The sequence below is a fragment of the Kitasatospora sp. CB01950 genome (assembly GCF_001905465.1).
In the GTDB taxonomy this organism is placed as follows: domain Bacteria; phylum Actinomycetota; class Actinomycetes; order Streptomycetales; family Streptomycetaceae; genus Kitasatospora.
The window spans coordinates 802,467-817,164 of the sequence record NZ_LISX01000002.1; the positions used below are offsets into that span (position 1 = coordinate 802,467).

General features: G+C 73.0%; 11 protein-coding genes. 10 read left to right on the forward strand and 1 reads right to left on the reverse strand.

Annotated elements, in window-relative coordinates; all coding sequences use genetic code 11:
- Positions 1–283 precede the first annotated feature (283 nt).
- The 10 genes from AMK19_RS08400 (at position 284) to AMK19_RS08445 (ending at position 12,619) form a co-directional block, all read left to right on the forward strand.
- Complete coding sequence (locus tag AMK19_RS08400) at positions 284–1,819, forward strand: amino acid adenylation domain-containing protein (RefSeq protein ID WP_073809393.1); 1,536 nt, start codon at positions 284–286, stop codon at positions 1,817–1,819.
- 267 nt (positions 1,820–2,086) lie between these two features.
- Positions 2,087–2,374: a phosphopantetheine-binding protein gene (locus tag AMK19_RS08405; protein WP_198953246.1), complete on the forward strand. Its 288-nt coding sequence runs from the start codon at positions 2,087–2,089 to the stop codon at positions 2,372–2,374.
- Positions 2,371–3,765, forward strand: a complete 1,395-nt coding sequence (locus AMK19_RS08410) for a flavin monoamine oxidase family protein (RefSeq protein ID WP_241844295.1) — start codon at positions 2,371–2,373, stop codon at positions 3,763–3,765. The genes AMK19_RS08405 and AMK19_RS08410 overlap by 4 nt, the downstream gene beginning before the upstream one ends.
- A gap of 122 nt (positions 3,766–3,887) precedes the next feature.
- A complete protein-coding gene (locus AMK19_RS08415; RefSeq protein ID WP_073809397.1) occupies positions 3,888–5,591 on the forward strand; it encodes a class I adenylate-forming enzyme family protein in 1,704 nt (567 codons plus the stop codon).
- Positions 5,588–7,027 (forward strand): KamA family radical SAM protein, encoded by a 1,440-nt coding sequence (locus tag AMK19_RS08420; RefSeq protein ID WP_073809399.1) that lies wholly within the window; start codon positions 5,588–5,590, stop codon positions 7,025–7,027. The genes AMK19_RS08415 and AMK19_RS08420 overlap by 4 nt, the downstream gene beginning before the upstream one ends.
- Entirely contained in the window at positions 7,024–8,019 is a 996-nt protein-coding gene (locus AMK19_RS08425) for an ATP-grasp domain-containing protein (RefSeq protein ID WP_073809402.1), read from the forward strand. Before AMK19_RS08420 ends, AMK19_RS08425 begins: the two co-directional genes overlap by 4 nt.
- Entirely contained in the window at positions 8,016–9,230 is a 1,215-nt protein-coding gene (locus AMK19_RS08430) for an AMP-binding protein (RefSeq protein WP_073809405.1), read from the forward strand. The genes AMK19_RS08425 and AMK19_RS08430 overlap by 4 nt, the downstream gene beginning before the upstream one ends.
- The gene (locus AMK19_RS08435; RefSeq protein WP_073809407.1) at positions 9,227–10,510 is read left to right on the forward strand and encodes an MFS transporter; all 1,284 of its coding nucleotides are present in this window, start codon (positions 9,227–9,229) and stop codon (positions 10,508–10,510) included. Before AMK19_RS08430 ends, AMK19_RS08435 begins: the two co-directional genes overlap by 4 nt.
- Positions 10,507–11,346 carry an SDR family NAD(P)-dependent oxidoreductase gene (locus AMK19_RS08440; protein ID WP_073809409.1) on the forward strand — a complete coding sequence of 280 codons (840 nt, stop codon included), beginning with the start codon at positions 10,507–10,509 and terminating at the stop codon, positions 11,344–11,346. Before AMK19_RS08435 ends, AMK19_RS08440 begins: the two co-directional genes overlap by 4 nt.
- 16 nt (positions 11,347–11,362) lie before the next feature.
- A complete protein-coding gene (locus tag AMK19_RS08445) occupies positions 11,363–12,619 on the forward strand; it encodes a phenylacetate--CoA ligase family protein (RefSeq protein ID WP_073809411.1) in 1,257 nt (418 codons plus the stop codon).
- Positions 12,620–12,676: 57 nt separating this feature from the next.
- On the opposite strand, the gene AMK19_RS08450 is transcribed toward AMK19_RS08445, so the two are convergent.
- On the reverse strand, positions 12,677–14,518 hold the full coding sequence (locus AMK19_RS08450) for an IPT/TIG domain-containing protein (RefSeq protein ID WP_073809413.1): 1,842 nt from the start codon (positions 14,516–14,518) through the stop codon (positions 12,677–12,679).
- Positions 14,519–14,698: the final 180 nt, after the last annotated feature.

A 14,698-nucleotide genomic window follows, 5' to 3' on the forward strand; every position in this document is an offset into this window, starting at 1 on the left:
ATGGACACCCCTCCATGCCTCCGCCCGGCCGTCCGCGGGCTCTCCGACAGTGGACTGGACCAGCACGCGAGGGCACCCGACGGGGGGCGGGAGGGCGGTCGACTCCAGCTAGAGACCTTGATCACGGAACGTGATCAAGATGCAGGCGAGGGGGTTCACACTTCGATCACAGGCCGCCTGGGAAATCGACTCAACAACCATTGTGGGCCCGCATGGTGGGGGGTAGAGTCCCGGTTCGCCGAAGCACGGGCGAGCACCTCTGGGCATTTATCTTGGAGCGGGCATGTCAAAGAACGGTGGCGACAACAGACCGGGTTCGGACCTGTTGGGCGCGTTCGAGGAAACCGTTCTCCGGTGGCCCGAGCGAGCCGCGATCCAGTCGCCCGAGAGCACTCTCAGCTACCATCAACTCGCGTTATCCGCACGGCGGTTGGCCGCCCGACTGGGCGACCGGCCGGGGCCGGTCGCCGTACCGGCCACGCACCACCCGGACACCGTGGTGGCGCTGCTGGGCATCCTGACGGCCGGCGGCGTCTACGTTCCGCTCGACCCGGGCTTCCCGGTGGAGCGGCAGCGCCGCATGGTCGAGGCCGCCGACTGCCGACTGCTGGTCGGCCGCGGGGCCCTCCCCCAGTCCGAACAACTCTCTTTGCCCTACCTGGAGTTGGACGACGGGGCGACCGCGCCCGACCGGGGTGCCACCGTCGCACCCGCCACGTCCGACGACCCCGCGTACACGCTGTTCACCTCGGGCTCCACCGGTCTGCCGAAGCCGGTGCTGACCCCGCACCGGGCGATCTCGGCGGTGGTCGCGTCCCTGCGGGAGCTCTTCGAACTCCGTCCGGAGGACCGGGTGTTGCAGTTCGCCTCGCTGAACTGGGACACCTGCTTCGAGGAGATCCTGCCGACCCTGACAGCCGGCGGCCGGCTGGTCTTCGACCCGGAGGCGCACTCGGCGTCCTTCCCCCGGCTGCTGCGGATGGTCGAGCAGCGCGGCATCACCGTCCTCGACCTGCCCACCGCGTTCTGGCACGAGCTCGTCCTGCACCTCACCGAGGCCGGCGCGACGGCCGAACTACCGGACTGCGTCAGGCTGGTGGTGATCGGCGGCGAGGCCGCGAACCCGGCCCGGCTCGCGGACTGGAGCCGGTTGCCGGGCAGCGCACGCGTCCGCCTGCTCAATACCTACGGCTGCACCGAGACCACGCTGATCACCCACGCCGTGGACCTGCTCGGCCCCAGGACCCCGGAGCCGGGCCGCCACTGGGATCCCACCGAGCGCGCGCCGATCGGGCGGGCCCTCCCCCACGTCGACGAACTGCTCGACGACAACGGCGAGTTGCTGATCGGCGGGCCGGCCCTCGCGACCGGCTACCCGGGGCTGCCCGAGGTCACCGCCGAACGGTTCGTGACGAGCGACGACGGGCAGCGCCGGTTCCGCACCGGCGACCGGGCGGCCCGGAGCGCGGACGGGGTGCTGACCCCGCTGGGGCGACTGGACCACGAGGTGAAGATCCGCGGCATCCGGGTCGACCCGGCCGAGGTGGAGGCCGGAATCGGCGCCCACCCCGGCGTGGGCGCGGCCGCCGTCACCGCCACCACGCTGGCCGGACGGGCCGCGCTGGTCGCCTACGTCGTCCCGCGCAGCGGCGGAGCCGATCCCGCGCTCGCCGGAGACCTTCTGCGCTACCTGCACGAACGGCTGCCCGGGCATCTCGTCCCGAGCCGGATCACCGTGGTGCCGGACCTGGTCCGCACCGCCAGCGGCAAGGTCGACCGCGCCGCCTCGCACCGCCTGCACAGCACCGCCCCGCGCTGATCCCCGGCGGCCCCCTCCGCCACCACCCCGTCATCACCACCGTCGTGCACCCGCACGGGCGGAGCAGCGCCCGCACATCTGACGGTCCGTCAGTTTACGCAACCGACACCGCCACCTGCCGCGCCACCGCGCGACCGTCCGCCGCAGCACCGCACCACGCACCACGCACCGCAGCACGTAACGCAGCACCGCACACCGAGCACCGCTGACCCCGCTGGCACCCCGCCGGACCACGCGTACCCCGCACCGGTCGAAGGAGACCCCCCGATGAGCCTCGACATGCCTGTCACCACCACATCCGCCGCGCCCGCCACCGTGGCTGCGCTGGCGGCGGTGTTCTGCCGGATCCTGGAACTGGACGACGTCCCGGCCGACGGCAACTTCTTTCTGCTGGGCGGCGATTCGCTGATCGCCACCCGGGTGCTGAGCGCCGTCGCCCGCGACCACGGCGTGGAGCTGACCTTCGAGGACTTCCTCACCGACCCCACCCCGGCCGGCCTGGCCGCCCGTATCGCCGCGCACACCGCCGCGCGCACCGCCGCGGCCGCCCGGTGAGCGCCGCTGCCGGAGCCGACACCGCCCGCCGGGCGCCGAGGTCGGTGATCGTCGTCGGCGCGGGCCTGGCCGGCCTGACGGCGGCCGTCGAACTGGCCCGCCAGGGCGTGCGGGTGACGGTGCTGGAGGCCCGCGACCGGGTCGGCGGGCGCACCCGGGGGATCGAGGTGGCGCCCGGCCGGTGGATCGACGCGGGCGCGGCCTACCTGGGCGACCGGCACACGGAGCTCCACGCCCTGCTCGCCGCCTGCGACCTGAAGACCGCCCCGACCGCCATGCAGGGCGCCAGCCGCTTCGCCCTCGCCCCGGCCGGAGCGGACGACCACGCCGCCGGGGACGCCGACACCCGCGACGGCCGTTTCCCACCGCTGAGCGCGGTCGCCCTGGGCGACCTGTTCGAGCAGCTGGAGGAGCTGACGGCCGCCGTCCGCCCGGACGCGCCGTGGCTCTCGCCGGACGCCGAGCGCCTGGACGCGCTGACGGTGGCCGACTGGGCGGAGCAGCAACTGTCGCACCCGGACGCCACGTTGTTCTTCCCGCTGTTCCTGGGCGAGATGATGGCGGCCGATCCGGCCAGGATCTCGGTGCTGCACATGGCGTTCTACCTGCGCTCGGGCGGCGGGCTGCGCTATCTCAACGCCTTCGAGGGCGGCGCGCAGCAGGACCGGGTGGCGGGCGGCGCGCACCGCCTGTGCGAGCGGCTGACCCGGCAGCTGTTGGACCTCGGCGGTGTGCTGCACACCGACGAGCCGGTGCTGTCCGTCCAGCAGACCGGGCCCGAGGCCGTCGTCCGGACGCCCGAGGGGAGTTACCGGGCGGAGGCGGTGGTGGTGGCGGTGCCGCCGCTGCTCGCGGACGCGATCGAGTTCCGTCCGGCGCTGCCGGCCCCGCGGGCGGCGTCGCGGACGGAGCGCGGCTGCGCGGTGAAGCTGAACCTGGTGTTCCCGGAGCCGGTGTGGCGGGCGCACGGCCTGTCGGGCTGGTCGGTGAACGCGGCCGGTCCGCTGCTGTCCACGGTGGACGACACTCCGCCGGAGGGTTCGCCGGGCGTGCTGACCGGGTTCGTGACGGGCGCGGAGGCGCACCGTTTCGCCGCTCTGCCGCCCGAGGAGCAGCGCGCGGCGGCGGTCGCGCAGGCGTCCCGGCTGTTCCCGATGCTGCCGGAGCCGATCGGCTTCCATGTCACCGACTGGGTCAACGAGCCGTGGAGCAGGGGCTGTTACGCGGCCCTGTTCGGTCCCGGCGACTGGTCGGTGCTCGGGCCGACGCTGACCGCGCCGCACGGCCGGGTGCACTTCGCGGGCACCGAGACCAGCACCGAGTTCTTCGGCCTGCTGGAGGGCGCGATCCGTTCCGCCCGCCGCGTCGTCGCCGACCTCCTCGGCGAGTAAGCAGATCCGACGCTCCGTCAGTTCATCCCGTTGGACCTTTCCCCCGGCCCGGTGCGCGCTTCACGAGGGCGTGCCCGGGCGTCGAGTCCTGCTTCGGACGTCCGAAGAGACCGGAGACCGCCATGAGCGATCAGACCCCCATCGCACCGCTCGCCGTCAGGGAGCGCTTCATGTCCGACCCGACACTGGGTGCGGGCAACTTCCTCGACCGGGCGGTCGAGGCGAATCCGCACCGTGCGGTGCCGTTCGCGTTCAGCCACCGGCTGGACCACCGCGGGCAGGTGGCGCTGCGCGGGCACAGCCTGCTGGACCTGGTGGCGCTGCGCGACCGGTACGCGGCCTGGTACCACGCGAACGGGGTGCGGCCGGGCGAGCCGGTGGGCGTGGTGATCGCCGAGGGCCTGGAGCCGCTGCTGCACTTCTTCGCGCTGACCGCGCTGGGCGCGATTCCGGCGCTGGTGAACGACGCGATGCGGCACGACGTGATGGTGCGCTACCTGAGCCACGTCGGCGTGGTCGGCGTGGTCGCGGACGACACCACCCGGCTGGCGTCGGCGTACCGGAAGGAGCCCCAACTGCGGCCGCGTTTCCTGTCGTTGACGGCCGAGGTGCAGGCGTTCGACGCGGCGTCGGCGCCGCTGCCCGACGGGTACCCTTACCAGCACGCGGCCGAGGACGTGGTGGCGCTGATCCACTCCTCGGGGACGACGGGCACGCCGAAGTCGACGACGCTGGCGCACCGGCAGTTCTGGGAGGGCAAGCAGCCGCGGATGGTGCGTTTCCCGGCGGAGCCGACCGACCGGCTGATGTCGCTGATGCCGCACACCCACGCGGGGGGCCTGAGCTACTTCCTGACGGCGACGCTGCTGGGCCTGCCGACGGTGGTGATGTCGGACTGGCGGCGGGTGACGGTGGAGCCGGTGATGGAGGCGTTCCTGCCGACCATGGTGGCCTCGTTCCCGCGCACCTTCGTGGAGTTGGCGACCGGCGAGCTCCCGACGGCGGGTGCGGCGAAGGTGCACTCCTGGTTCAACACGGGCGACAGCGCGCACTACGGGCACATCCGCCGGCTCGTTCGGCTCGGCGAGCGCCCGGCGGGGTTGATCCGGCCGTGGCTGCTGCCGCAGGAGCGGGCCGGGCAGGCGGCGCTGCCGGGTTCGCAGTTCGTCGACGGCCTGGGCTCGTCCGAGATGGGCATGGCGCTGTTCGGGCAGGTCACCTCGCCGGAGACGGAGCGCAACGACCGCTGCGTCGGCAAGCCGTCGGAGGTGGTGGCGCGGGCCACGGTGCTGGACGAGGACGGCGTGGAGCTGCCGGACGGCACGGTCGGGCTGTTGGCGGTGGACGCGCCGTCGATCACGCCGGGGTACTGGAACAACGACCGGCTGACGCAGTCGTTCCGGCAGGGCGGGTACTGGCTGACCGGCGATGTGGCGTACCGGGACGCCGAGGGGCGGTTCTACCACCTGGACCGGACGGTGGACGTGATCGACACCCTGGACGGGCCGGTGTACAGCCTGCCGTTGGAGGAGGTGCTGCTCGCCGACTGCGCCGACCGGGTGCAGGACTGCTCGGTGGTGGGCGTGCCGCACCCGGACGGCGGGCAGCGGCCGATCGCGGTGGTGCGCCTGCAGGACGGGGCGTCCGCGGACGGGCTGCTGGACGCGGCCAACGCGGAGCTGGCGAAGGCCGGCCTGGCGGAGCTCGCCGCCCTCGAAGTGGCCGAGGGCGAGGGCGGGTTCCCGCTCGGCCCGACCGGCAAGGTGCTCAAGCGCGAGCTGCGCACCCGGCACGCGGGCCTGCTGCTTCCGGCGCGGTCCAGATGAACCGCCAGGCGCATCAGCCGTACCAGTACGTGCGGCGGGAGCTGGTCGAGCCGGACTGGCGGCGGCTGCCGGGCTGGCGGGAGGTGTCGGCCGAGCAGTGGCGGGACGCGCAGTGGCAGCGGGCGCACTGCGTGCAGAACGAGCGGCAGCTGCGGGAGCTCTTCGGTCCGCTGCTGACCGATCGGTTCTACCGTGAACTGGCCGCCGACCAGGCGCAGTTCGCGACGATGGCGATCCTGCTGCCGCCGCACATGCTGAACACCATGGCGTCCGACGCCCCGCTGTACCCGGAGGCGTTCACCGAGGCGTTCCTCGCGGACCCGGTGCGCCGGTACATGCTGCCGGTGCGCTCGGACCGGCACCCGGAGTGGCCCAGCCACCCGCTGGCGACCCGGGACTCGCTGCACGAGAGCGACATGTGGGCGGTGGAGGGCCTGACCCACCGCTACCCGACCAAGGTGCTGGCCGAGCTGCTGTCGACCTGCCCGCAGTACTGCGGGCACTGCACCCGGATGGACCTGGTCGGCCGCTCCACCCCGCAGGTGGTCAAGGCGCGGCTGGTGCTGCGGCCGGCGGACCGCGAGGAGCAGATGCTCGACTACCTGAAGCGCACCCCGTCGGTGCGGGACGTGGTGGTGTCGGGCGGCGACCTGGCGAACGTGCCGTGGCCGCGTCTGGAGTCGTTCCTGATGCGGCTGTTGGAGCTCGGATCGGTCCGCGACATCCGGCTGGCCAGCAAGTCCGTGGTCGGTCTGCCGCAGCACTGGCTCCAGCCGAAGGTGCTGGCGGGCGTCGGGCGGGTGGCCCGGCTGGCCGCCCGCCGGTCGGTCAACCTGGCGGTGCACACCCACGCCAACCACGCGGGGTCGGTGACCCCGCTGGTCGCCGAGGCGGCCCGCGGGCTGCTGGACGCGGGCGTGCGGGACGTCCGCAACCAGGGCGTGCTGCTGCGCGGGGTGAACGCCACCCCGGCGGCGCTGCTCGACCTGTGCTTCGCCCTCCAGGGCGAGGCGAACATCCTGCCGTACTACTTCTACCTGTGCGACGTGATCCCGAACGCCGAGCACTGGCGGCTGCCGCTGTCCGAGGCGCAGCGCCTCCAGGAGGCGATCCTCGGCTACCTGCCGGGCTACGCGACGCCGCGGATGGTTGCGGACGTGCCGCACGTCGGCAAGCGCTGGGTGCACCAGGCGGTCGACTACGACCGGGAGCGCGGCATCTCGTACTGGACGAAGAACTACCGCACCGCCCTTGAGCTGGACGCCCCCGAAGTGGGCTCCGAGGAGCAGCAGTTGAGCCGCCGCTTCCCGTACGTGGATCCGGTGGACACGCTGCCGGCGGCGGGCCGCGCCTGGTGGGCGGAGCAGCTGTCGCGCGGCGACGGCGCACGACTTCCGCAGCAGTTCGATCTTTTGGGCCCCGAGGAGGGCAAGTGAGCGAGGCGCTGGCGCCGTTGCGCCGGATGGTCTGGATCTTCCCGGACCGGGAGTCGACCCGGTCGGGGGCGATGTGGAAGCACTATTTCTGGGACATGTTCGCGGAGGTCGCCGCCGGGATGGGCATGGAGTGGTCCCGGCACGCCCCGGAGGCGGTGACGGTGGACGGCACCGATCCGGGCCGGCCGCGGGTGTACGTGGACGACCTGCTGGTCACGCCCGAGGACACCCTGTTCATCACGGCGCTGTACTCGCTGCCGTACCAGTCGATGGACGTGTTCAACCAGTTGGCGCTGTGCACGGTGCTGGAGCAGGCGGGGTTCTACCTGCCGTTCCCGGCGCAGGTGTCGCTGCTGGGCAACGACAAGCTGGCGTCGATGCTGTTCCTGGCGGACTCGCCGGTGCCGCCGATCCCGTCGGTGCGGATCGGCTCCGGCCGGGACGTCTCCAAGCACCAGTACGAGGTGGCGCTCGACGCCTTGACGTTCCCGGCGATCGTGAAGCCGTCCGGCTGGTGCGGCGGCGGCGGGATCTGCCTCGCGCGTTCGCCGGAGGACGTGCGCGGCCTGGCGAGCCTGGCGCAGGGCGGTGACACCACGCTGGTGGCGCAGCCGTACCTGGGCGACGGCACGGTCGACTACCGGGTGTACGTGATCGACGGGAAGCCGTACGCGGTGCTGCGGCGCACCCCGGAGGAGGGGTCGCCGGTGGCGAACGCGAGCCGGGGCGGTTCGATGGAGTTCTGCGAGATTCCGGCCGAACTGGTCGACGCCACCGCGTACTTCGCGAAGAAGCTGCCGATTCCGTTCTTCTGCGTGGACTTTCTGCACGACGGGGAGCGGTTCTGGTTCTCCGAGCTGGAGCCGGACGGGGTGATCGCCCCGGACTTCGACGACCCGGACCGCTCGGTCCAACGGGACGTCACCCGGGCCCGGTTCGGGGCCTACCGGGACGCCCACGCGGCGTTCCTCACCGGTGGAGGCGACCGGTGACGGGCTTCTCGCTGACCGACGAGCAGGCCGCCGACGGCCTGGACGTCGTCCGCCGCACCCTCGAACTGCTGCGCACCGTCCCCGAGTTCGGCGACCGGTACGCGGACGCGAAGGCGCCCACGACGCTCGCCGAGCTGGCGGCGCTGCCGCCGCTGGCCAAGGACGACCTGAACACGGCGCTGGCCCACCTGGAGCCGGCCGCCGAGCAGGGCGCGACCTGGCTGTTCCAGAGCGGCGGTTCGACGGGCGCGCCGAAGGTCGGGTACGCGCCGACCGGGTTCTACATGGCGAAGGTGTACGAGCACTGGCAGCCGCTGGACCGCGACGACGTCTTCGTCAACGCCTGGGGTGCGGGCCGGATGTGGGGCGCGCACTTCCTCGCGGCGGGCCTGGCGGACCTGTCGGGCTGCCGGGTGATCGCGCTGGGGTCGGTGACCCGCGAGGAGTACCCGGAGTGGCTGGGCTTCCTCGCCGACCGGAAGGTCACCGCGATCGGCGGCACCCCGAGCGTGCTGCGGCTGTGGTTCGCGCACGCCCGCACCGCTGGCATTCAACTTCCTTCGCTGCGCAAGGTGTTGTGGCTGGGCGAGGCCTGGCAGCCGCAGCTGGAGGAGGACCTGGCGGTGGTCGCGCCGCACGCGCGCCGGCACGGCATGTTCGGCTCCACCGAGACCTGGGTGGTGGGCTCCAACACCCAGGACTGCCCGGCCGACACCTTCCACACCTTCCCGCACCAGCTGGTGCACGTCGGCGACGGCGGGCTGCTGGACTTCACCTCGCTCGACCCGGCGATGCTCAACCCGGTGCTGCGCTACCGCACCGGAGACGCGGGCGAGTTGACCGCCTGCCCGTGCGGGCGTCCGGGCCCGGCGATGCGGGTGCTGGGCCGCCGCGACAACGTGGTGCAGGTGCGCGGCCTCGGCCTGCACGTCGACGAGCTGCTGGCCCGGGTGGAGCGCGAGCCGGGCGTCGTCCGCGCCCAGGTGGTGATCACCGAACAGGGCGGCCGCGCGCAACGGGTCGACGTCCTGGTGCTCGGCACGCTGCCGGACCCGAACGCGCTGCGGCGTGAACTGCTGTCCGCCACCTTCACGTTGAGCACCGCTTTCGTGCACGACCCGGAGCACGTCGAGATCCGCGTGGTCGATGCGCTGATCGGCAACGAGCGCACCGGGAAGACCGCCGGCTTCGTCGTGCGGGAGGCGTCGTGAAACTGCGCGCACCCGAGCGGCTCGGCCGGGGCTTCAACCTGTTCTGGGTCGGCAAGTCGGTCTCCAACGTCGGCGACCGGGTGACGGTGTTCGTCGTCCCCACCCTGATGATCTTCGTGCTGCACGCCTCCGCGTTCCAGGTCGGCATCGTCGCGATGGCCCAGTACCTGGGCATTCCGCTGCTCGGCCCGATCGCGGGCGTGCTGGTGGACCGCTGGGACAAGCGTCTCACCCTGCTGGTCTGCGACCTGGTGCGGCTGGTGGCCGTCGCCGTCATCCCGGTCGCCTACTGGCTGGACTTCCTCTCCACGCCGCTGCTGTTCTGCTGTGTGGCGGCGGTCTCCGGCGCGACCATCTTCTTCAACGTCGGCTACCTGGTGGCGGTGCCGGCCGTGGTCGAGAAGGAGCACCTGGTGCGCGCCTACTCGCGGCTGGAGGGCAGCGGCTCGGTCGCCGAGGTCGCCGGCCCGTCCATCGCGGCCGCCCTGTACAGCGCGCTCGGCGCGGCCTCGCTGCTGGTCGACGCGGCCAGCTACCTGCTCTCCGCGGCCTGCTTCCGCTGGATGCGGCCGTGGGGCGAACCCACCGTCGCGCAGGGCTCGGTGTGGCAGCGCCTCACCCTGGGCTTCCGGCTGAACTGGCAGGACCCGGTGCTGCGCCGGGTGGTGCTGGCCGCCGTCGTCCTCAACTCGGGCGGGCCGGTGTTCGTCACCGTGCTGCCGGTCTTCGCCTACCGGGGCCTCGGCGTCACCGTCGGCGTGTTCGGCGCCGCGATGTCCGCGGGCGCGGTCGGCGCGCTGCTCGGCGCGCTGGTCGCCCCGAGGATCGGCGGACGGCTCGGCATCGGCCGGACGATGGCCTGGTCGCTGCTGCTGCACTGCCTGGTCGGCCTGGGCGTGCTGGCCGCGCCCGCGCTGCCCGCCGGGCCGGTCATCGCCGTCACCATGGGCTGCTACGGCTTCTTCATGTCCTGCATCAACGTGTGCTCCGCGCCCGCCCGGCAGTCCCGGATGTCCGCGCAGCACCAGGGCGTCATGCACGCCGCGTTCCGCACCGCCACCTGGGGCGTCATCCCGCTCGCCGCACTGGCCGGCGGCCTCGCCGTCTCGCTGCTCACCGGCCCGCTCGGCATCCTCGACGCCGCCCGCTGGACGATGGTCGGCGGCACCCTGCTCGCCGCCTGCTCCTTCCTGCCCGCCCTCGGCGTCCAGTCCCGGATGGACGCCGACCTGCCGAAGGCCGCCGACAGCGTCACCGAACTCGCGGAGGCCTCCTCATGACGGAACGTCGGACTGTTCTGGTCACCGGCTGCTCGTCCGGCATCGGGCTGGCCACCGCGGCCGCCGCGAGCCGGGCCGGCTGGGCGGTGATCGCCGCCGTCCGCTCGCCGGAGCGCGCCGACGCGCTGCGAACTGCCGCGCCCGAAGCGGACGTTCGCCGAGTCGACGTCACCGACGAGGAGTCCGTCGCCGCCTGCTTCGCCGGGATCGACCGGCTGGACGCGGTGGTCAACAACGCCGGGATCTCCAACTTCGACCCGACGCTGGAGATGTCCACCTCGGCGGCGCTGCGCACCAACCTGGAGGTCAACTTCTTCGGCACGGTGGCGGTTTCGCGCGCCGCGATGCCGCTGCTGCGTGCCTCCGGCGGCCGACTGCTGACCATCGGCAGCGTGCACGGCATCGTCGGCCAGCCCTTCAACGAGGCGTACTGCGCGGCCAAGTTCGCCGTCGAGGGCTTCATGGAGGCGCTCGCCCCGGTGGCCGCCGCGCACGGCGTGCGCGTCTCGATGGTGGTGCCCGGCTACGTCCCCGACACCCGGTTCGGGCACTTCCCCGACGTCAACCGCAAGACCGTGCAGGCCGCTTCGGGCCCGTACGCGGACACCTTCGCCGCGTACGTCGACCGGCTCGGGCAGGGCTGGGCGAGTGCCGGGCAGCCCGCCGCCGAGGTCGCCGACGCGGTGGTGCGGGCACTGGCCGAGGACGCGCCGCCGTTCCGCATCCCCACCAACGCGTGGGTGGCGGACTACCTCGACGCCAAACTCGCCGACCGCGACGGCCGGGCCGTGCAGCGCCTCGCCCAGGACTGGATCGGCCTCACCCCCACCTCGTGACTTTGGAGCAACCACCATGCCTGCCAGGCCACTTCAGGCGCTCGTCGACTTCGCCCGCGCCAACTCGCCGTTCTACGCGGAGCTGTACCGCGACGTGCCCGACGTCGTCACCTCGCTCACCGAGCTGCCCGTCATCGACCAGGTCGCCTTCTGGGCCGCCAACTCCTGGCCCGACAACCGCCTGTTGACCGGCCCGCTCACCGACGCCTGCGTCTACAAGTCCGGCGGCACCACCGGCTCGCCGAAGTTCTCCCCGTGGACCCGCGAGGAACACGTCGACTCCGTCGGTGCGTTCGGCGCGGGGCTGGTCAACGCGGGCCTCAAGCCCGGGCAGAAGGTCGCCAACCTGTTCCGCGCGGGCGAGTTCTACAGCGGCTTCCTGTTCATCGAGTACGCCCTGCAGCACGCGCCGATCGACAACGTCCGGCTGCCGATCGCCACCGCGCCCGACGAGTACGTCGCCGACGTGATCCACGGCTTCGGCGCGGACGTGCTGGCGGGCGAGCCGATGAAGCTGTCCGCCGTCGCCGAGACGCTGCTCAAGCAGGGGCGGCCCGCGCCGCAGGTCGAACTGATCCTGTTCGGCGGCGACATCCTCTTCAACGACCTTCGCCCGCTGCTGCGTTCGGCCTTCCCCAACGCCGCGCTGTCCTCCATCGGCTACGCCTCGGTGGACGCCGGCCTGGTCGCCGGGCCGGTGCCCGCCAGGGACGACCTGCGAGTGCACGAGGCGTTCCCGAACCGGACGGTGGTCGAGCTGATCGACGACTCCACCGGCGAGCCGATCACCGAACCCGGCGTCCCCGGCCGCGTCGTCGTCACCAACCTGTTCCGCACCCTCGTCCCGATCCTCCGCTACCCGGCGGGCGACCTCGCCGAATGGGTCGACGCCGACTGCCGCCGCTTCCGCCTGCTCGGCCGCTCCACCGAGGGCGCCCGGGTCGGCATCGTCTCGATGCCCACCGAGCAGGTCCGCGACGTCCTGCTCGCCCACGACCCCGAGCACCACATCACCGGCATGCAGCTCGTCCAACGCCGCTGGGAGAACCGCGACGGCCTGATCATCCGCCTCGGCCACACCGCCCCGCCCCCGCCCGCCCTCACCGACACCCTCCTGCGCGCCGTCCTCGACGCCCGCCCCACCTACGCCGACGAGACCGCCATCGGCGCCATCCACCCCCTCCAAATCGAATGGGTCCCCCGCGCCGACCTGGTCACCAACCCCCGCACCGGCAAACTCCGCCAGGTCATCGACGAACGCCCCGCGCACTGACCCGACGGAACACCGGTGCCCGGACCACATCGGCCCGGGCACCGGCGTCCCGTCCTCTCAGCCGAGGCGGATCAGGCCGGCCGTGGCGGTGGCCGGGTCCAAGGCCGGGGAGCCCGCGTAGGTCGCGGTGTAGCCGAGGTTGAGGAGGACGGTCAGCACGGGGCACGGGCCGGTGCAGGCGGCGGTGCCGTCGGCCGTCGTGACGGCGGTGCAGACGGTGGTGGAGCCGACCGTGAACCGGACCGTGGCACCGGGGACGGGCCTGCCGGTGGTGGTGTCGGTGAGGGTCGCCGACAGGTCGAGGTTGAGGCTCAACTGGCCCGGGGCGATGGACAGCAGCAGCGGCTCCGCGGTCAGCCTGGCGGTGTCGCGGGCGTAGCCGTACCGGTCGGCGGAGCCGGTGGCACTGGTTCCGGCCGAGGTGGTGACGGTGACGTCGACCGGACCGGCGGCGTTCGCGGCGGGCGCGGTGACCGTGAGGGTGGTGTCGTTCACGACCGTGACCTTGCTCGCCGGGGCTGCACCGAAGGCGACGGCGGTGGCCCCGGTGAAGTGGCTGCCCGTCACGGTGACGGTCGTGCCGCCGCCGACCGGGCCGTGATCGGGCGCGAGGCCGGTCACCACGGGCGCCGGGGCCTGGTACGTGTACCGGCCGGCGGCGGCGGTGCGTCCCTTGGCCGTCAGGGTGACGTCGACGGCGCCGGCCGCGTGCGGCGGGGCGGTCGCGGTGACGGTGGAGTCGTTCACGACGGTGACGTTGCCCGCCGGGGCGCCGTCGAAGGCGACAGCGGTGGTGCCGGTCAGGTGGCTGCCCGTCAGGGTGACGGTGGTGCCACCGCCCGCCGGGCCGTGCTCGGGGGCGAGGCCGGTGACGGCCGGGTCGGCGCGCGGGGCGACGGCCACGGCGGCCGGGCTGGTGCCGGTGGGCACGGTGGCCCCGACGGTGAGCGACAGCAGGTCGATCACGGACATGGTGTTCGAGAACAGGTTGGTGACGTAGACCCGGCTGCCGTCCGGGTCCGCCGCGACGGCGGTGGGCCGGGAGCCGACCGGCACGGCGGCTACCGCGCTGTTGGTCGCGGTGTCGATCACCGACACCGCGTTGGAGTTGGAGCGGGCGACGAACAGCAGTCGCCCGTCCGGCGTGATCGCCAGCCCCTGCGGGCCGCCGGGGGTGGGAACGGACACGGTGACGGCGTTGGTGGCGGTGTCGATCACCGAGACGGTGTCGGCACCGTAGTTCGCCACGTACACGTGCGCGCCGTCCGGGCCGACCACCAGGCCCATCGGCTCCGCGGCGCCCGAGGTCGGGGAGATGGTGGCGGTGACGGTGTTGCTCGTGGTGTCGATCACGGAGACCGTCCTGCTGTCGCCCGCACTCACGTAGGCGCGCCGCCCGTCCGGGGTCAGCCCGATCGCGGTGGGTATGGCCCCGACCCGGACCGTGGCGACGACCGTCCGGCTCGCGGTGTCGATCACCTTCACGTCGCCCTCGCCCGGGCTGTGCACGCCGACGTAGGCGCGCGATCCGTCCGGCGAGAACGCCACCGGCCCCGGCGCCGGGCCGACCGCGATGGTGCCCGTGACGGCGGCGGTCGCGGTGTCGATCACGGAGACGGATCCGCCGCCCGTGTTGACGACGTACGCCTGCATGCCGTCGGGCGAGACCGCCACTCCCGTCGGCGCGGACCCGACCGGCACGGTGGCGACCGTGGATCCCGCCGCCGGGTCGTAGGCGGTGACCGAATTGCCGTTCATGTTCGCGATGTACACCAGCCCGGCCGCGCCGGCCGCGTGCGCGGGCGCGGCGGGGAGCACCGCACCGACCGTGCCGAGCATCGCGGCCGTCAACGCGGCCGCCAGACCGCGCGCGGGCCGTCTCCCGAAGGTCAGTGGCATGCGGTTCCGCCTCTCGGAGGGAACAGACCGGACGCCTCTGGTCCGGTTCAACTCATGCTATTCACAACTGATTTGATGAATTACGGGATGACTTCATCTGGCTCGGCGCGAGGCATTCCCGACCGGTTCCGACCGGATCGGATCGAGCACGGGACCGGCCGGGCCCCCGAGGCGGACCCG

Excerpts from the sequence above, each read along its gene's own strand:
- AMK19_RS08400 (WP_073809393.1), top strand. The coding sequence starts at position 284 with ATGTCAAAGAACGGTGGCGACAACAGACCGGGTTCGGACCTGTTGGGC.
- AMK19_RS08405 (WP_198953246.1), top strand. The coding sequence starts at position 2,087 with ATGAGCCTCGACATGCCTGTCACCACCACATCCGCCGCGCCCGCCACC.
- AMK19_RS08415 (WP_073809397.1), top strand. The coding sequence starts at position 3,888 with ATGAGCGATCAGACCCCCATCGCACCGCTCGCCGTCAGGGAGCGCTTC.
- AMK19_RS08420 (WP_073809399.1), top strand. The coding sequence starts at position 5,588 with ATGAACCGCCAGGCGCATCAGCCGTACCAGTACGTGCGGCGGGAGCTG.
- AMK19_RS08440 (WP_073809409.1), top strand. The coding sequence starts at position 10,507 with ATGACGGAACGTCGGACTGTTCTGGTCACCGGCTGCTCGTCCGGCATC.
- AMK19_RS08445 (WP_073809411.1), top strand. The coding sequence starts at position 11,363 with ATGCCTGCCAGGCCACTTCAGGCGCTCGTCGACTTCGCCCGCGCCAAC.
- AMK19_RS08450 (WP_073809413.1), bottom strand. The coding sequence starts at position 14,518 with ATGCCACTGACCTTCGGGAGACGGCCCGCGCGCGGTCTGGCGGCCGCG.